Below are 18,517 nucleotides of genomic sequence, written 5' to 3' on the forward strand. Positions count from 1 at the left end.
TAACTTGACCTCGGCAGCTTTGACGACAGCTGACCGAGGTAATGATGGCTGATTAACGAGAGCTAGCAAGTCAATCAAACTGCTTGATACTCGCAGGTGCGAGTCAGGTTTTCAACGCTTTCACTGCATCCAATTAAGCCATATCGATACACAGCAAACCCAGCCCATAAATACCGATATACAACAACTTAACCTCATAAAAGACATGAATCATGCCAATTAACGCAGTAAAACGCTTCAAAACCATCTACGGGAACTTCAAAATATAGCGCAGGCTTAACCAATGTGCATAACTCTGTGAGTAAAAATGTACAACATTTTTAGCATTTAAAAATGAATGCAAACTAACTCTATGAATATCAATCTATCTTAGTTAAATGACGCTTAAATGACATCACTTAGCTTCCTCGACAGTCCAGAGTATTAAATTCAATCCCACTTATCTTAAAATGATAAAAAAACGCCCCAAACTAAGTTGAGGCGTTTAATATTTAAAATCAATAAAATGACTAGATTTCGTAGTGCAGACCACACTCACGTTGTAGGCCATTAAAGCGAGTTTCTTCCTCTGTCATGCCTAATTCGAGTGGTTTACTCGAATGGGTATCCCCCACAGAAACATAGCCTTGGTCCCAAAGTGGATGGTACGGCAAGTCAAATTGCGTCAGATAGAGGTGAACATCTTTATTCGACCACTCGATAATTGGCAGTAGCTTAAAGCGCGTGCCATGAATCGCCAGTATCGGCAACGCCTCACGGGTACTGGCTTGGCTACGTCTCAGCCCTGCAAACCAAGTGCCTACCTCAAGCTCGGCTAAAGCGCGTTGCATAGGCTCAACTTTGTTTAACCGGTTGTATTGCTCTAGTCCGTTTACCCCTTGCTCCCACAACTGGCCAAAGCGCGCCTCTTGCCATGCCGATGTCATCACGGCTTGGTACACTTTTAAATTCAGTGATAAACGCTCTGTCAGCTCGTCGATAAACTGATAAGTCTCAGGGAATAAATAACCCGTATCCGTGAGAATAACCGGAATATTCGCCTGTGCCTGACTCACCATATGCAGCATTACAGCGGCTTGGATCCCAAAACTTGAGGACAGCGCATGATTACCGGGCAAATAAGTTAAGCCCCATAGCACTCGCTCTTGTGCGCTTAATCCACCTAAGAACTGATTAATACGTTCAAGCTCTATCGCTTGCTCTGCCTTAGGCGCACTCAATAATGCCTTGAGTTCGGCAGCGCTGACCACAGTCGGCACTTTATCACTGGTTTTTTGCTCAATATCAGCCATGAAAATCCTTAGCGGCATCGATCACCGCCTTCACTACGCCCACGCGGACGGTGAAGTTACCAAAGGTTTCGCCTGCATCACGCTCTACGGCATAGCGGCCAAACAGGGTATCCAATTCGGCGAGAATGTCCGCCTCTTGGATATTTTCTTTATGCATTTTGTTCAAACGAGTCCCTTCAAAACTTGCACCTAAGTACAAGTTATAACGGCCCGGCGCTTTACCCACAAGGCCAATTTCAGCGGCAAATGGGCGGGCACAACCATTTGGACAACCCGTCATCCGCACCACAATAGCTTGCTCGCTAATGCCGTGTTTTGCCTGCAGCGCATCGATATGATCGATAAACTCAGGGAAATAACGCTCGGCTTCCGCCATCGCTAATGGGCATGTCGGCAACGCCACACAGGCAATCGAGTGACCGCGGGTTTGCGTCAACACTTGGCCCAGCAGACCATGTTTACGGGCTAAACCTTCAATGGTAGCTTTATCTTCCGCTGCGACGCCTGCGATGATCATGTTTTGATTCGAGGTCATGCGGAAATCGCCTTTGTGGATCTTAGCTATTTCACGCAGTCCCGTTTGCAGGGTTTGGCCCGGTAAATCTTTAATGCGGCCGCTTTCGATAAATAAAGTTAAATGCCATTTACCGTCAACGCCTTCGACCCAACCATAACGGTCGCCGCGGTCGCCAATCACAACATCACGCTTAGGCTCAAACTTCACCCCAGCACGCAGTTCGACTTCGGCTTTAAACTGCTCATAGCCATGGTCGACGATAGTGTATTTAAGGCGTGAACGTTTACGGTTAACACGATTACCCCAGTCGCGTTGCACTGTCATGACAGCTTCGGCAAACTTCATCACGTCGTCAGTTTTGATAAAACCAAAATCGTCAGCCAGACGTGGGAAAGTCTCCACCTCGCCATGGGTCGAGCCCATGCCGCCGCCCGCGGTTAAGTTAAAGCCAACCAACTCACCGTTTTCAGCAACGGCGATAAAGCCTAAATCGTTAGTGTAAACGTCAACATCGTTATCGGGAGGAACCGCAACCGCCATTTTGAACTTACGTGGCAGATAAGTTTTGCCATATACAGGTTCAACGGTTTCATCTTCGGTCGAAAGTAGCTTTTCTTCATCTAACCAAATTTCGGCGTAGGCACGAGTGTGTGGCAACAGATGATCTGACAGTTGTTTCGCCACCGCATAGGCTTGCTCGTGCAGTTTCGATTCCACCGGATTAGGATTACACATCACGTTACGGTTAACGTCACCACAAGCGGCAATCGAATCCAGCGCTTCACGATCTAAGTCTTGAATAATGGTCTTCAAGTTACGTTTAGGAATACCATGGTATTGGAAGGTTTGACGGGTCGTTAAACGTATGCTGTTTGAGCTGGTTAAGGTCGACGCAATTTTGTCTACGCCTAACCATTGCTGTGGAGAACAAATACCGCCAGGTACACGGGCACGCAACATAAAGCTATATAGAGGCTCAAGTTTTTGCTCTTTACGTTCGTTACGTAAATCGCGATCGTCCTGTTGATAGAAGCCGTGGAATTTGATCAACTGCTGATCGCCGTCACTGAAACTGCCGGTTACCGCAGAATCTAAGCCTTCTTTAATCGTACCGCGCAGGTAATCACTGTCGGTCTTTAGGTATTCGTTTAACGCTAACTTTTGCTCACTCATGGCAACTGCCTCTTCAAATTCGGTTCGCTGACTGCACAGGTCATCACGTGTGCAGCTTTGGCTATTCTTATGCGTTTCTTATATGCGCAACGGTTGAGATTAATACACGTCTTTTTGGTAACGCTTATCGCTGCGCAGTGTTTCAAAATAGGCTTCGGCAGCTTCGGGATTCAAACCACCGACTTCAACAGCCACCTCAATCAAGGCTTGGTGAACATCTTTGGCCATACGTTCAGCATCACCACAAATGTACAGATGCGCGCCGTTTTGCAACCATTGCCACAGGGCTTGGCCTTGTTCTTTAATACGGTGCTGCACATAAACTTTATGGGCTTGATCGCGCGAGAACGCCACGTCGATACGGCTTAAATCGCCATTTTTCAAATACTGTTGCCACTCAGTTTGATACAAGAAATCCTGCTCAAAGTGTGGATTGCCGAAGAATAACCAGCTATCACCTTGGATCCCTTGGGCCACGCGCTCCTGCATAAAGGCACGAAACGGCGCAACACCTGTACCTGGGCCAACCATAATAACTGGTGTGTCTGGATTCTCGGGTAAACGGAAATGCTTATTCGACTCAACATAAACCTTAACCTGAGTGCCTTCCTGCGCAGAGGCTAAGAAGTGTGACGCGCCGCCAAAACGGGCCGCGCCGTGACGCTCATCTTCCACTAACGCTACGGTTAAATGGACTTCGGTTTCCACTTCACTTTGGCTTGAGGCGATAGAGTAAAGTCTTGGGGTTAATGGGCGCAGTAACTCAAGCAATCTTGCCGCGCTTAACGTGACAGCGCTATTTGTTAACGGATACTGGGCGACTAAATCCGCAAATTGATGCTTAAGGATAAAGTGGCGCACTTGTTCTTTATCTTCGCTCAATGCCAGCAGCTCAGCGCTGCCGCTCAGTTCGGCCCATGCTTTGACTAATCCAGGATACAACTGAGTCAGCTCTTTCTTCTCAAGCAAAGCTTGCTTAAGGGTCAAAGATTCTGTGCCTAGGGTCACTAACTCATCGGCGGCCAACGACAAACCCGCTAAGACTTCATCGACTAAGACTTCGTTATTACTAAACCACACACCAAGGGCATCACCCGCTTGATAGGTTAAGCCTGAGTCGCCAAGGTCGATTTCAACATGGCGCACATCTCGGTCTGAACCGCGGCCGGTAATTTTTTGGCTCACAAGCACTTCGGCGCTATAGGGGTTTTGCTTAGTAAATTCACTTTCGCCAATCGCTTTAGCGGTGCCGATGGATACCACACTGGCGGACGAGGTTTCGATTAGCGGCTTAACGGCCTCTAATACATCGGCGTGCCACTGGCCCGCGGCAGCTTCATAATCCACATCACATTCAATTAAAGGTAATAGTGATTTAGCACCGAGTGCCGCTAGGCGGGCATCGAAGTCTTTACCGGTTTGGCAGAAAAATTCATAGCTAGAATCCCCCAGCGCCAGCACTGAGTAATGTAAATTGTCTAACTTAGGGGCACGTTTCGATGCTAAAAACTTGTGTAATTCAATCGCATCATCCGGCGCTTCACCTTCACCATGGGTGCTGACCACCAATAAAAGCACAGCTTCTTGCTTTAATTGGCGAACATTGTATTCGCCCATTGAAGCCAGATTGACCGCATAACCTTGCGCCTGCGCCTTATCGGCGAGCGCTTTAGCGACACCACGGCCATTACCCGTTTGGCTGCCATAGAGAATAGTCACAGTTTGAGCCGTTTGCGTTTGCGCGACGGGCGCTAATTGGCCCGCATTAGCTGTGGCAGCAAGATAGCCACTCACCCAGGCCAATTGCACAGCACTTAACTCAGAAGTGAGTTGTTTTAGCTTCTCGACTTGTCCTTGAGACAATGGCGAAGCCAGCGATGAAAGTTCTTTTAACAACATGAGACGGCCCTATGACAGTGTAATGTCCACAAGCTTATCGCGGTTTAAGAAAAGCAAAAAAGAATAAAATAGGATTTTTAATTCCATTTTGGAATATACAAAGTGCAAAATTTAAGCTACAAAAGTGTGCACTGGTTAAAAGTTTTTGATCCGACCAGTGCAGAAACGGCCTGCTTGAGAAATATGCACTTGTGCCAAGCTAAAGTATTGCCACAATGGTCATGAGCCTGTCGAACAATAATTTCTGTTGCCCACAGAATAGTTTGTTTTAAAAACAAAAAGTGTCCATCCTAGATTGAATGCCCTAACTGACTCGAATCACCCGCCGAATAAACGCTGGTGACGACAGATTTTGCAGTTGAGTACGATGAAGGAAGAACAGCAGGCGGAACGATTATATAAACCATCAGGGAGTAGTCATGCAGATTGGAATACCGAGAGAAAGTCTCGCCGGTGAAACTAGGGTCGCCGCGACCCCAGCCACCGTTGAGCAGCTTAAAAAACTCGGCTTTGAAGTTGTTATTGAGGCCAATGCGGGTCAACTGTCAAGTTTCGATGATGCAGCTTTTGAAGCTGCGGGCGCGAAGGTGACAACAAACGTTTGGCAAGCCGATCTGATCTTTAAGGTCAATGCGCCAAGCGACGCCGAAATTGAACAAATCAAAGACGGGGCGACTATCGTCAGCTTTATTTGGCCCGCACAAAACCCTGAGCTGGTTGCGAAGTTATCTAAACGTAAGATCAACGTGATGGCAATGGACATGGTGCCACGCATCTCCCGTGCCCAGTCACTTGATGCCCTCTCCTCTATGGCAAACATTGGTGGATATCGCGCCGTTGTTGAAGCCGCACATCAATTTGGCCGTTTCTTTACTGGCCAAATTACCGCTGCTGGTAAAGTACCGCCCGCCAAAGTGTTAGTCATTGGTGCTGGTGTAGCTGGCCTTGCCGCCATTGGTACAGCTGGATCGCTTGGCGCCATAGTGCGCGCCTTCGATACCCGCTTAGAAGTGGCCGAGCAAATCGAATCTATGGGCGGCCAATTCCTTAAACTGGATTTTGGTAACGAGGAAGGTGGTTCATCGGACGGTTATGCTAAAACCATGTCGGATGAATTTATTGCCGCCGAAATGGCACTGTTTGCCGAGCAAGCCAAAGAAGTCGACATCATCATCACCACAGCGCTAATTCCTGGTCGTCCAGCGCCTAAGCTCATCACCAAAGCCATGGTCGATAGCATGAAGAGCGGCTCAGTGATCGTCGATTTAGCCGCTGCGACGGGTGGTAACTGCGAATACACGCAATCGGGTGAGCTGTTTGTTACTCCTAACGGCGTAAAAGTGATTGGTTATACCGACCTTCCCGGTCGTCTACCGGCGCAATCCTCACAGCTTTACGGCACTAACTTAGTCAACCTGATGAAGTTAATGTGTAAAGAAAAGGACGGCACAGCCTGCATCAACTTTGATGATGTAGTCATGCGCAATATGACAGTGATTAAAGAAGGTGAAGTGACCTTCCCGCCGCCACCGATTTCGGTTTCTGCGGCGCCAGCAAAACCAGCGGCGAAAATCGAGCCTAAAAATACCCCCCCAAAGGCGCCATCTAAGCTCAAATACGTGCTCGCCGCCTTAGGCGTTGCAGGATTTGCTGCGGTGGCATCGGTAGCACCACCAGAGTTCCTGTCGCATTTCACAGTATTCTTGCTGTCCTGCGTTGTTGGCTATTACGTGGTATGGAACGTATCTCACTCACTGCATACGCCTTTAATGTCAGTCACTAACGCGATTTCGGGCATTATCGTGGTCGGCGCCCTACTGCAAATCGGTCAGGGTTCAACTTTGGTCACTGTACTGGCGTTTATCGCCGTGCTGATCGCCAGTATTAACATCTTCGGTGGCTTTACCGTCACTCAGCGCATGCTGAAGATGTTCCGTAAGGATTAAGGGGGTTTAACGTGTCTCAAGGACTGGTAACAGCAGCTTACATTATTGCCGCCATTCTCTTCATCTTCAGTCTCGCGGGACTGTCGAAGCAAGAGACGGCAAAACACGGCAATTTATTCGGTATCTTAGGTATGGCAATCGCCCTACTGGCTACCATTTTCAACCCCGATACTAACGGAATTGCGTGGATCTTAATCGCTATGGTGATTGGCGGCGCGATTGGTATCCGTTTAGCACTAAAAGTCGAAATGACTGAAATGCCTGAACTGGTTGCCATCTTGCACAGCTTTGTGGGTATGGCCGCGGTATTGGTTGGCTTTAACAGCTTTATCGACTTACACCCACAGGAAGTCTCACAAGTCGTGGTGGCTGTCGGTGGTGATATCAATACGACCCTCGCCGCAGTACAAGATGCGCTAAGTGAAGCGGTGAAGACCGCCAGCAAAGAGCACCTCACTGGCGCTATGCTTAACATTCACTTAGTCGAAGTCTTCCTCGGGATCTTCATCGGTGCGGTGACCTTTACGGGTTCTATCGTTGCCTTTTGTAAGTTACGCGGACTGATTTCATCTAAACCTCTGATGCTGCCACATCGCCACAAGCTAAACCTAGTCGCAGTGCTAGTGTCTTTCGCCCTGTTGGTATACTTCGTACAGACAGGCGGCACTATGCCAGCACTGCTGTTGATGACCTTGATTGCTTTCGCCTTTGGCTGGCATTTAGTGGCATCCATTGGCGGCGCGGATATGCCAGTGGTTGTGTCTATGCTGAACTCCTACTCAGGTTGGGCAGCGGCAGCAGCAGGCTTTATGTTGTCGAACGACCTCTTGATTGTGGTCGGCGCGTTAGTGGGTTCATCGGGTGCTATTCTGTCTTACATCATGTGTAAGGCCATGAATCGCTCATTTATTTCAGTTATCGCGGGCGGCTTTGGCACAGATGGTGTGGCCTCGACTGCCGATGAAGAAATGGGTGAATACCGTGAAACCAACGCCGAAGATGTGGCGGATATGCTGAAAAATGCCACTTCAGTCATCATCACTCCGGGTTACGGTATGGCAGTGGCGCAGGCGCAATATCCTGTTGCGGAAATCACTCAAAAACTACGTGATCGCGGCGTGAAAGTGCGTTTTGGTATCCATCCAGTTGCTGGTCGATTACCAGGCCATATGAACGTACTGCTCGCTGAAGCGAAAGTCCCCTACGATATCGTGCTCGAAATGGACGAAATCAACGAAGACTTTAAAGACACAGATGTCGTGCTCGTTATCGGCGCCAACGACACGGTTAACCCCGCGGCAATGGAAGACCCTGGCAGTCCAATCGCAGGTATGCCAGTGCTGGAAGTGTGGAAAGCGCAAAACGTGATTGGCTTTAAACGTTCGATGAACACAGGTTATGCCGGCGTGCAAAACCCGCTGTTCTTCAAAGAAAATACCCAAATGCTGTTTGGGGATGCTAAGGCCAGTGTTGAAGCCATTTTAAAGGCACTTTGAGTTTGATTTAATATCAACAGAGTAGAAATCGCTTAGGCGATAAACACTATTCTAAAGAAATGAAGGGAGCCACTGGCTCCCTTTCTTTTCACATTTTTTTAAGCCTATTAAGTTAGTCTCTGCGCCAATATGATGCGAGGCTTATCTGCCCACAATGCTGATACGCTTAATGTAAGCTAAAACAGTAAGTTAAATCTAAAGCTGGTTTAAGGAAATTATAAATGTTGCTTGGGCTGTTTATCCTATCTGCCGTATTAATCAAAACCTCATTACTCGGGCTTGGCTGGATATCGATTACCATCGGCCTGAGTGGGTACCTATTTTGTCGATGGTTTAATATCAAGTTAGATATCAAACTGATTGATAAATTTAAACGACTCTTTATCACTGGCGCGGCCCTGCATCTTCTCGTCTATATCGGCTTAATCACTAAGCTTTTCCTTATCGATAGCTTTGAAGACTTGCCCACATTCCTGATAAGTCACTTAGTCTTCCACCACGCAATCAGTGCCGTGATTGCTGCCGCATTAACCTTCTTGGCGATTCGCATCTATCTACAACAGCAAAAATTAACTCAAGCCTATCGACAGGAATTAAGCTAACTCAACAAGGTTTTGATGACAAATACCGACGGAGAAAATCTGACTAGATTCATCGTTAGCTTAAGTGCCATAAAATAATGGGGACTAAAGCAGATCAGGCAAAGGTGTTGTCAGCAACACTGAATTCATCAATGGATTCAAACATCAGGGATAAGAATGACCCCTGATGTTTGGGGGGGAGCTAAGCCAAGATACGTTAGTCGACGGCAATATCGTTATCTTTAAGCTCTTTTGACAGGGTTTCATAATTCGTTTTGAGTTTTGGCAAAGTATCTTCTTTGATTTTACTCAATACATTTTGCAACTGATCCTTACCGTAAGAAACGCTATAGTGACGGGTTTCAATATTGCTAATGATCTTCTCAGACTCTAAATACAAACGACGAATATCAGACAAAATATCACTCGGTGTTTCTAGCGCATTGGCAGAATAGCGCATGTTATCCCAGACAAATAATCCCATCTGCGGATGCATTTTCACTAAACTATTACTACTCACAGTCTCAACTGTGTCAGCGTAATGACTCAAGATTTCAACATTGTCACTCACTTCGTCATATAGGGCATGACGCAGATGATAGTTATTCTGCATATTGCTCAGGGCATCAAATTTAATTGCCTGTGACAACCCTTCTTGCGCGGCTAAATACACGCCAACAACAGTCGCAATGATTATAAAAATCTGACTCACCCAAAAACTGGTTTTGATAAGCTCAGTGTTATCAAGCTTAATGGTGCGTTTAGGCATATCAGCCTCATTAGAGATGGGTGTCATGTCCATATGTTTTATCCTGTCAAATCAAGAGTACAAGGCAATATCACTAACTTAAATCATTATTGAGTGGTCATCCTACACTATTGGGGTATGACTTACCTCAGTACAAATCACGATTTTTACCCACAAAAAAGGAGCCATTAGGCTCCATTTTTATATTCATTGGTCAGTCTATTATGCTGCTTTTGCCACATCAAAATTGGATAGCAACATCACAGCTGTACGGCCTAATAAATGGTTGATCGTGCGATCGCCCGCTAAGCCTAACTCAGCAATCGCTTGCTGACGCGCTGTACTCACCGCTCTAAAGAGGGTAATTTCATTATTCGCACCACCACAAAGACTAAAGAACAGTCTTAATACTGCGCGGTAATGCTCTTCCTGCATTGCCTGCATCCAGGATGTTTCCAATGCCTCTTGGCTAGAAAAATCCAGCGCAGCAACAAATAGATTGCCGATACGACTATCTAAACGAACAAGAAAATCGCTTTTGCGTGGAAAATGGTGACTAATACCTGTGCGACTAATACCCGTTGCTTCAGATAACGTAGTATAAGACATAGTCTCAAAGCCGATAGTCAAAATTTGTCTTAACGCTTCATCCATAATTTGATTTATGGTTTGCTCAGTTTGTACTCGCGAGCGCTTAGCCATAGTAATGTCTCCCCTCTTATTTTTAGGGGGAAAGCTTACCAAAGCCGCTCAGGGATTACTGCTGTTCACTGGGCCGTAACCAGCGTATTTCACTTTTGTTCAGCTAGGGTTCAGTTTAAAACAGGCTTCACCACTGATTTAATTAACACATTCATAACATTGAATTTTGTACCAACCAGTTATGTGCTTTTTCTTCGCCCATGAGTAAAACGAACGTCGGTTGGAGATAGTGTCCAAGATCAGCTTTTCGCCAAAATAGATATTCAGGAAGGGGTTGCAATACACTCGCGCCAAAAGTGCGTTGCATTAAGCTCGAATACTCACCTAATAATCTCGGCTCTAATTGCTCGGCTTTAGGGTAAAAATTCGTTAAAAAGTCCCGATACTCGGCAAATTTAGCCACTTGAGCAACATCGTATCGATGCAACACTTGTATCAATATTGGCGAGCTCCAATGCGACAAATATTGCGGACTTGTTAATGCATCAAGGTTGCGTCTGTGGTATTGCTGCCACGCCAAGGCAAAATCATTTTTCTCCCGTGCGATACGCCAAACCAAATAAATGTCAGCTAGCCATTCATGTTGATATGCACTCAAGTGAGTCGGTAACACAGAGCCTTGCAGAGCAAGGTTCTCCAAATGACCGAGCTCATGCCATAGGGTTAATTGCGGCTGTTCAAGCAAAGGTAATTGATAGGTCACCATATCGACACTGGCTAACTGTACTTGTGGTGTCAGCAGCTCATTCACTAAGACTAGGCCCGCAATCTTATTGTCATCGACGGGCATGACCATGGCACTTCTGCGGCCTAAATCAAGCCTAAATTGTTCGAGTGTTGCAGGAAGCTGCACCAACACTTGCTCTGGCAATAATGCCAAGCAAGTGCCAAGCTCTGGTAAAGAGCAAATCAAAGCCTGCTTATCGGCAATGGGCGTCCAAGTCAGGCTAGATGCGAATGCCAGAGCGACTAAGCTCACTGATTCGCCATAATATTTTGTATAATCGCCGTGGTTGAAATACCATCCTCAAAGCCCAGCACTTGCACTTGGCCACCGGCGGCAATCACTTCAGCGCCACCAGCAATATCCTCAAGCTTATAATCACCACCTTTGACCAGCAGATTTGGCAGCAATCGAGTAATGATGCGCTGCGGCGTATCTTCACTAAAAGGCACAACCCAATCGACAGAAGCTAAGCCAGCGAGCACAGCCATACGACGATCAACCTGATTAACTGGACGGCCTTCACCCTTGAGGCGTTTAACCGAGGCATCATCGTTTACCGCGACGATCAAACGATCGCCCAAAGCTTTCGCCTGTTTAAGATAGCTCACGTGGCCCGCATGTAAAATATCAAAGCAACCATTAGTCATCACCACACGTTCACCGCGCAATTTGGCTTGCTCTAAGGCGTAGGCCAGTTGATCTTCACTCACCACCCCAAAACCCGATTCTCCATGGTGCAAAGCTAAAGCTTCGATAAGCTCAATGCGGCTCACGGTAGAAGTGCCAAGTTTACCTACCACAACGCCAGCGGCGGTATTCGCAATCGCACAAGCTTGCGGTAAATCGGCGCCCGCGGCTAATGAGGTTGCTAAGGCTGAAATCACAGTATCGCCAGCACCCGTCACATCATAGACTTCACGGGCAACGGTAGGAATGTGCAACTCAGGCGCATTAGCGGTCACTAAGGTCATGCCCTTTTCAGAGCGGGTCACTAAAATGGCATCAAAATGATGTTGCTTGAGTAAGCCACGGGCTTTTTCCAGCAGGTCGGCTTCAGAGGTCACAGTGCCAACAACAGCTTCAAACTCGCTCATATTTGGGGTAATGAGTGACGCACCATGATAACGACCAAAGTCACTGCCCTTAGGATCGACTAATACCATCACACCTTTCGAACGCGCTAATGCAATAAAATCTCGCGGCTGATCGATAGCGCCCTTTGCATAGTCGGACAACACCACGACATCGACAGAATCGAGTAAGGCCTCGGATTGTTTCAATAAACGCACGCTATCGGCCTTGTCGAAGGCTTCTTCGAAATCGAGGCGGATAAGCTGCTGATTACGTGATAACACCCGCAGCTTAGTGATGGTTGGTTTATCAGCAATACTTAACCATTGGGGTTCAACCCCTAAAGTTTGCACACCGAGCGTTAGGGCATGGGCAGTATCATCTTGGCCGACGAGCCCGGCAAGTTGGACTTGCCCCCCTAAGGTCGCGATATTGAGCGCCACGTTGGCCGCGCCGCCGGGTCTGTCTTCGACTTGATTAATCTTCACCACAGGTACGGGGGCTTCAGGAGAGATACGTCCCGTAGGGCCAACCCAATAGCGGTCTAACATCACATCGCCGACGACTAACACTCTGGCTTTTTCAAATGCTGGCAGAGAAACCTTCATAGTGCTCTTATCTTTATGCAGAAATTAAACCGTGATTGTACCTAATTTTCAGCAAAAATTGAGTTAGAATGAGCAGTAATTTTCAAAAGTAGTGAGTATTTTTGTGGTCGAGAAAGCCGAGTTTTCATCTTCTTTATATCATCCTAAGCATTGGCCCATGTGGTTTGGCGTATTTTTGATGCGTTTAACTCAGCTTCTACCGCTTCCTTGGCAGATGGCGCTGGGGAAGGGATTCGGTCGCTTAGTAATGAAATTCGCAGCTGGCCGCACCCACACAGCGCGCCGTAACTTGACCCTCTGTTTCCCTGAAATGACGGAAGCACAGCGAGAAGATTTACTCACGCGTAACTTTGAAGAAACGGGCAAAGCCATTTTCGATACCATCAATGCATGGTGGTGGCCCGATGAAAAAGTGCAGCAGCACATGAGTATCAAAGGCGAAGAACACGTACAAGACACGTTAAATGCTGGCCACGGAGTTATCCTCTTTGCCGTGCATTGTTTGCCGCTGGAAATGGGCGCACGTATCTTCGGCCAATTCCAACCCGGCGTGGGGGTTTATCGCCCACACAATAATCCAGTGATGGAATACCTGCAGGTCAAAGGCCGTTTACGCTCGAATAAAGGTCTCGTTTCTAAACGCGACTTGCGCCAAATGATACGCTGCCTACGCAATCCCGATGTGATTTGGTACACGGCCGATCAAGACTTTGGCCGATCAAGCGCGGTATTTATCCCATTTTATGCCATGCCAGATGCGGCAACGATTACCGGTGCCACCACGTTAGCTAAACTCGGCAAAGCTAAAGTCCTGCCTTTTTTTGTGGAACGTACTACAGATGATAAAGGCTATCGAATTGAAGTGATGCCACCGCTGGATAATTTCCCCGGCGAAGATGAATTAGCCGACGCGATTCGCGGTAACAAGATTATCGAATCCATCATAGATAAAAACCGCGCCCAATATATGTGGTTACATCGCCGCTTTAAGACCCGTCCCGATCCAACGGACAAATCTTTATATCAATAAGCTCAATTAGCTTTGAATACAAAAATGCCAGCAAATAAGCTGGCATTTTTTATGGTAACTTTCGATAGTAAGGACCATCTAGCACATAGGATTAGAGCGCATTCTCAGTCGGTAAACGAATACCTACGTTAGTGACTTTACCTTCATACAACCCCGCCACCACCCAATGCAACGACTGCCAGTGGAACTGATCCCCAAGTACAGGATTGGCGCCAAGCTGAGATACCACAAGGTCTGCGACTGTCATATCATCAGCGAGATTATCTAAACTCAAACCATAAATAGGCGCGAGATCCGCAAGCTTAACGTCTGTTTCAATAAAGAAATCACCGAAGAATCGTTGTACTTCTTTATTTTCTGGCGCTTGGCTAAAGAGGTTACTCAAGGCTTCTAAACTTTTCTCCTGACCCAGCACACAGAGTATATCGCCCGCCTCGAGACGAGTGCTACCCGATGGATGCAGCAAAGTGTCATCCCTAAATACCGCCGCAATCCGTGTCCCATCTGGCATAGCCAAGCGCTTTAGTGGCTCACCAATACACCACTTACTTTCACTCAAACGATAGACAAAAACTTCCCATTCGCTGCTCGGGTAAATTTCAACTCCCGAGCGCGAAACGGGTAACGGCTTTGGGGGCAGTTCCACCTTAGCTAAACGCGCTGCAGTGGTCAAAGATGCACCTTGAACCAGCAACGACACTAATACAACGAAGAAGGCTAAGTTGAAGTACAACTGAGCACCCGGTAAGCCCGCCATCATAGGGAATACAGCTAAGATGATAGGCACAGCGCCGCGTAACCCCACCCAAGAAATAAACCAGCGGTCGCGACTGCTAAAGCTCTTAAAGGGCAATAGACTGATCCATACGGCGACAGGGCGAGCAAATAAAATCATTCCGAATGCCAGAGCAAAACCTGGGATCATGATATCGACTAAATCTGAAGGGGTAAGCAATAACCCTAATACGAGGAACATGCCGATTTGACTGACCCAAGTCATACCATCCAGTACGTTCAAAATCGCATGACGGCCACGGGTTGGCTTATTGCCGAGGAACAGACCCACTAAGTAAATCGACAAAATACCGCTACCACCCAGTTTGTTGGACGCAGCATAAATAATCAGACCACCGCTTAAAACTAAAATAGAGTACAGACCATCAGCTAACTTGCTTAAATTGACGAGCTTCCACAGCATCCAGCCGCCGCCTAAACCTAAACAGATCCCCAGACCAAATTGCTTAATAAAGCTAATAAGCATAAAGCTGAAGGACAACTCACTGTCGACATTGGCAAGAATGGCAATCAAGGTTACGGTTAAAAATACCGCCATGGGATCGTTACTACCGGACTCAATTTCTAAGGTCGCACCAACCCGCTCGTTAAGGCTACGCCCTTTAAGCAGGGAAAATACCGCAGCGGCATCGGTCGAGCCCACAATCGCGCCCACCAGCAAACCTTGCAACCAATGCAAGTCGAACAACCATGCGGCCATCATGCCGGTAATACTGGTCGTAATGGCAACGCCAAAAGTCGCCAACGATAATGCAGGCCATAGCGCCACCCTAAAACTGGCAACGCGGGTGCGCATACCGCCATCGAGTAAAATAATCGCTAAGGCTAAGTTACTGACTAAATAGGAAGTTGAATAATCATCAAACTGGATTCCACCAAGGCCATCTTCGCCAGCCAAAATACCCACAGCGAGGAAAATCAATAAAATAGGGATGCCCAAACGGGAAGACATAGGACTAAGTAAAACACTCACTGCTGTAAGCAAGGCGCCAATCAGAAAAAAACTATTGATGGAATCTGCATCCACAAACGCCTCCTTAATACAGGTTGTTTAGTTAAACGATAGACAAATCACCGAGGTTAAAAATGACTCAACTCACAATTTTATGATTTTATATTAGCACAAAAATATCGAATTATTGGAGCGTTAAATATTAAATTTCAATCATCTACATAAAAAATGTCATAAAACCAACTTTCTATTAACCTTTAGATAAAGGCTAACGTAAAATCTAAAGGATAGCAGAACATCGCCACACGACTTAATAAGCATTAAAATAAATGAATATCAAATAGTTAAAAATAACAAACTGAACGTAAACTCAAATCATTCAAGCAAAACTCAGCTCACAAACCTGTATAAACTAACGGTATCATAGCCAATTTAGTGCCAGATAAAATAATGTCGTGTAAAAGGTGAATATTTGAACATTATTCTTAAGCTAATTGTTTTAACTCCATTTATTTGCCAATGAGATGATTTAAACTCACTTTATCCGATGAGCAATAGCCTTGTCAGAAAAGGACCGCACACTGTTTTCCCAAAACAAATCAATTCAGTTCCAGTAACGCCATACATGCTCGCCATTCAAACAGACACGTTTTAGATTGGTTAACACTACAAATATTTTTCATCAAGCAGATCAAGCAGGAAGGCATACACAAGACAATTGAGTACAACAGGTTTTAACGACAAGACTAAATACTGACAATTGACGCCGCCAAGGAAAACCGTTAAAACAAAAAATTAAGCGATAAATACGCCGTACTGATCATATTTCAGTTGAAATAATGTCCAAAATAAGGAAGGATGCGAGCTTCGCGCGCCAGTGCATTTTGCTCGTCAAATTGCCGCTCTCGTTTTAAGAGAGAAAGCTGCGTTAAACACGCTTTTTTATTAACAGGAATCGTAGTATCCGCTTATGAGTATGCTTCGCACCACAGCTTTATTATTGACTTTGGTTTTCCCTAGTCTGTCCGCTTTAGCAACGGAATATCCTTTACCAGCCGCCCAAAGCAGGCTAATTGGCGAGAACCAGTATTATACGGTTCCAGAGGGTAAACACACTCTCGAAGATATCGCAGCCAAATACCAACTTGGTCTCAGTAACTTACTCGAAGCTAACCCAGGTGTGGATCCATTTCTGCCAAAACCAGGTAGCAAATTGATCATTCCATTGCAATTGATCCTGCCAAACGCTCCCCGTGAAGGCATAGTGATCAACGTGGCTGAAATGCGGTTGTATTACTATCCAAAAGGCAAAAAGACTGTTGAAGTATTGCCTATTGGTATTGGCCAAATTGGTAAAGACACACCAGAAAACTGGGTGACCACTGTACAACGCAAGCGTGCGAACCCAACTTGGACACCCACACCGCGCATTCGTAAAGAATATGCTGCTAAAGGTGAAATCCTGCCAGCGGTATGGCCAGCCGGTCCAGATAACCCTATGGGACTGTATGCGCTGTATATCGGCAACTTGTATGCGATTCACGGTACTAACGCGAGTTTCGGTATCGGTTTGCGTGTCAGTCAAGGTTGTGTGCGTTTACGCCATGAAGATATCGAGCATCTATTCAAGACTGTACCAGTGGGAACCCGGGTACAATTTGTGAACCAGCCGATTAAAGCAACCGAAGAGCCAGACGGTAAACGCTACTTAGCCGTGCATCAACCATTGTCTCGCACTGTGGCGGAGTTTGAATCAAATGAGCCCGTTGCGATATCACTGCCAAAAGAGATCGCTAAGTTTATCGCTAAAGCTGACACTGATTCTTCTGTGATCAAGAAGCTACTCGATGAACGTACTGGTGTGCCAATGCGAATTAATCAATAATTCACTGGCGAATACCACCTAAAAAAATACCCGCAATCTGCGGGTATTTTTTTGTCATGTCAGGCTATTCACTAACGTAATAGACTAACATATCAATCACATAAAGGTGCACACAGGGCCAAGAAGTGAGTCATAGCAGCACTGTTTGCTAATACGCGTTGATCGAAGTTTTGCAACGCAGGCGTTTCAGTACAAGCACCGACACGAGCACCACTTCGTACTAAACAAGCTTCAAAAGACGTATCAAAATGATTGAAGATCAAACCATCCTTAACAGGACACCCATCAATCTCACCGTCTACCGCAATCGGGAAATAACCACCTAAAGTATCGCGCAGATCGAGACTAAAACGTCCTGGCACTTGGCTTGGCTCAAAAGAATACACATAGGCTTCACGACTCAAGACATCTTCATGGCAAGTTAAAATACCGTCTCGACTCGCAGCAAGCAGTAACTGTGCGTGTTCTAACAATAGCTTACCTTCAACCGATGTATGTTCATTCGCTTTAGGTTTACCGTTCTCAAATACAAAACCACGATTTGGGTTTTCGCCGTATTTATTAAATCTATGACCACGACTGAATCCAGTAGGATTGACGAGAGGCAATAAACTCAAGTTCACCCGTTCAAATAGGTCTGCTGAAGCTTCACTCAAAAAATGCAACAAACCCCATGGGCCTGCAGATTCTTCGCCATGAAATCCTGTGCTGATCAATAAAGAAGGTAAGCCTGACTTAGCGGCCGGTGACTGATACAAGCTAACATCGTATTTACCCACTTCACCCAATGTTTTCTCAACCATGCCCAAACGGGTCATTTCCTGCTCAAGCAGCAGATAGAAATTATCAATATCAGTGCTTTCACAGTTAAAAATATCGCTTTTCCACTGAAAGGATTCGAACGGAGATCTGCTTACCATATCTTGTACTTATGCCAGAAAAAGAACTGTGCCATCATAGCAGTTCTTTTCAAAAACTGAATGCTATTCAACTGATTTCGATGAAATCCGAGCAGTCGTCGACAGTGGTGCAATCTGTATCGATACCTGCGAATGTATCAATTGCCTGTCGTTAATGGTATCCAGCTTGAGTAAG

14 protein-coding genes are annotated in these 18,517 nt (G+C 46.3%); 5 read left to right on the forward strand and 9 right to left on the reverse strand.

The window, feature by feature from the left end:
- Window positions 1-509: 509 nt before the first annotated feature.
- The 3 genes from L5M51_RS03560 to L5M51_RS03570 all read right to left on the reverse strand — a co-directional run bounded on the left by L5M51_RS03560 (window position 510) and on the right by L5M51_RS03570 (window position 4,881).
- Window positions 510-1,292 carry a phosphoadenylyl-sulfate reductase gene (locus L5M51_RS03560; RefSeq protein WP_263171630.1) on the reverse strand — a complete coding sequence of 261 codons (783 nt, stop codon included), beginning with the start codon at window positions 1,290-1,292 and terminating at the stop codon, window positions 510-512.
- On the reverse strand, window positions 1,285-2,982 hold the full coding sequence (gene cysI, locus L5M51_RS03565) for an assimilatory sulfite reductase (NADPH) hemoprotein subunit (RefSeq protein ID WP_263171634.1): 1,698 nt from the start codon (window positions 2,980-2,982) through the stop codon (window positions 1,285-1,287). Before cysI ends, L5M51_RS03560 begins: the two co-directional genes overlap by 8 nt.
- 99 nt (window positions 2,983-3,081) lie before the next feature.
- The gene (locus L5M51_RS03570; protein WP_263171636.1) at window positions 3,082-4,881 is read right to left on the reverse strand and encodes an assimilatory sulfite reductase (NADPH) flavoprotein subunit; all 1,800 of its coding nucleotides are present in this window, start codon (window positions 4,879-4,881) and stop codon (window positions 3,082-3,084) included.
- A 419-nt stretch (window positions 4,882-5,300) separates the two neighbouring features.
- Between L5M51_RS03570 and L5M51_RS03575 the strand changes: the two genes are divergently transcribed.
- The 3 genes from L5M51_RS03575 (at window position 5,301) to L5M51_RS03585 (ending at window position 8,925) form a co-directional block, all read left to right on the forward strand.
- Window positions 5,301-6,827, forward strand: coding sequence for a Re/Si-specific NAD(P)(+) transhydrogenase subunit alpha (locus tag L5M51_RS03575; protein WP_263171637.1), 1,527 nt, complete (start codon window positions 5,301-5,303; stop codon window positions 6,825-6,827).
- An 11-nt stretch (window positions 6,828-6,838) separates the two neighbouring features.
- Window positions 6,839-8,323: a Re/Si-specific NAD(P)(+) transhydrogenase subunit beta gene (gene pntB / locus L5M51_RS03580; RefSeq protein WP_105251576.1), complete on the forward strand. Its 1,485-nt coding sequence runs from the start codon at window positions 6,839-6,841 to the stop codon at window positions 8,321-8,323.
- 221 nt (window positions 8,324-8,544) lie between these two features.
- Window positions 8,545-8,925, forward strand: a complete 381-nt coding sequence (locus L5M51_RS03585; protein WP_263161552.1) for a hypothetical protein — start codon at window positions 8,545-8,547, stop codon at window positions 8,923-8,925.
- Between the two features lie 196 nt (window positions 8,926-9,121).
- Here L5M51_RS03585 and L5M51_RS03590 read toward each other — a convergent pair whose 3' ends face one another.
- From L5M51_RS03590 to hldE, 4 genes are all read right to left on the reverse strand, one after another.
- Window positions 9,122-9,706: a hypothetical protein gene (locus L5M51_RS03590; RefSeq protein WP_131524277.1), complete on the reverse strand. Its 585-nt coding sequence runs from the start codon at window positions 9,704-9,706 to the stop codon at window positions 9,122-9,124.
- 168 nt (window positions 9,707-9,874) lie between these two features.
- The gene (locus tag L5M51_RS03595) at window positions 9,875-10,354 is read right to left on the reverse strand and encodes a TetR family transcriptional regulator (protein WP_006082899.1); all 480 of its coding nucleotides are present in this window, start codon (window positions 10,352-10,354) and stop codon (window positions 9,875-9,877) included.
- A 151-nt stretch (window positions 10,355-10,505) separates the two neighbouring features.
- The gene (locus tag L5M51_RS03600) at window positions 10,506-11,333 is read right to left on the reverse strand and encodes a hypothetical protein (RefSeq protein WP_263171639.1); all 828 of its coding nucleotides are present in this window, start codon (window positions 11,331-11,333) and stop codon (window positions 10,506-10,508) included.
- The gene (gene hldE, locus L5M51_RS03605; RefSeq protein WP_028761811.1) at window positions 11,330-12,760 is read right to left on the reverse strand and encodes a bifunctional D-glycero-beta-D-manno-heptose-7-phosphate kinase/D-glycero-beta-D-manno-heptose 1-phosphate adenylyltransferase HldE; all 1,431 of its coding nucleotides are present in this window, start codon (window positions 12,758-12,760) and stop codon (window positions 11,330-11,332) included. Before hldE ends, L5M51_RS03600 begins: the two co-directional genes overlap by 4 nt.
- Before the next feature lie 103 nt (window positions 12,761-12,863).
- On the opposite strand from hldE, the gene L5M51_RS03610 reads away from it, so the two are divergent.
- On the forward strand, window positions 12,864-13,790 hold the full coding sequence (locus L5M51_RS03610) for an LpxL/LpxP family Kdo(2)-lipid IV(A) lauroyl/palmitoleoyl acyltransferase (RefSeq protein ID WP_263171641.1): 927 nt from the start codon (window positions 12,864-12,866) through the stop codon (window positions 13,788-13,790).
- A gap of 91 nt (window positions 13,791-13,881) precedes the next feature.
- Here L5M51_RS03610 and L5M51_RS03615 read toward each other — a convergent pair whose 3' ends face one another.
- Window positions 13,882-15,612, reverse strand: a complete 1,731-nt coding sequence (locus L5M51_RS03615; protein ID WP_105251569.1) for a potassium/proton antiporter — start codon at window positions 15,610-15,612, stop codon at window positions 13,882-13,884.
- Window positions 15,613-16,507: 895 nt separating this feature from the next.
- On the opposite strand from L5M51_RS03615, the gene L5M51_RS03620 reads away from it, so the two are divergent.
- Window positions 16,508-17,422 carry a L,D-transpeptidase family protein gene (locus L5M51_RS03620; RefSeq protein WP_263171642.1) on the forward strand — a complete coding sequence of 305 codons (915 nt, stop codon included), beginning with the start codon at window positions 16,508-16,510 and terminating at the stop codon, window positions 17,420-17,422.
- A 92-nt stretch (window positions 17,423-17,514) separates the two neighbouring features.
- On the opposite strand, the gene L5M51_RS03625 is transcribed toward L5M51_RS03620, so the two are convergent.
- Window positions 17,515-18,342: a M14 family metallocarboxypeptidase gene (locus tag L5M51_RS03625; protein WP_105251567.1), complete on the reverse strand. Its 828-nt coding sequence runs from the start codon at window positions 18,340-18,342 to the stop codon at window positions 17,515-17,517.
- Window positions 18,343-18,517: the final 175 nt, after the last annotated feature.

Origin of the sequence: Shewanella sp. SM73 (genome assembly GCF_025653795.1) — a bacterium.
GTDB lineage: Bacteria > Pseudomonadota > Gammaproteobacteria > Enterobacterales > Shewanellaceae > Shewanella > Shewanella oncorhynchi.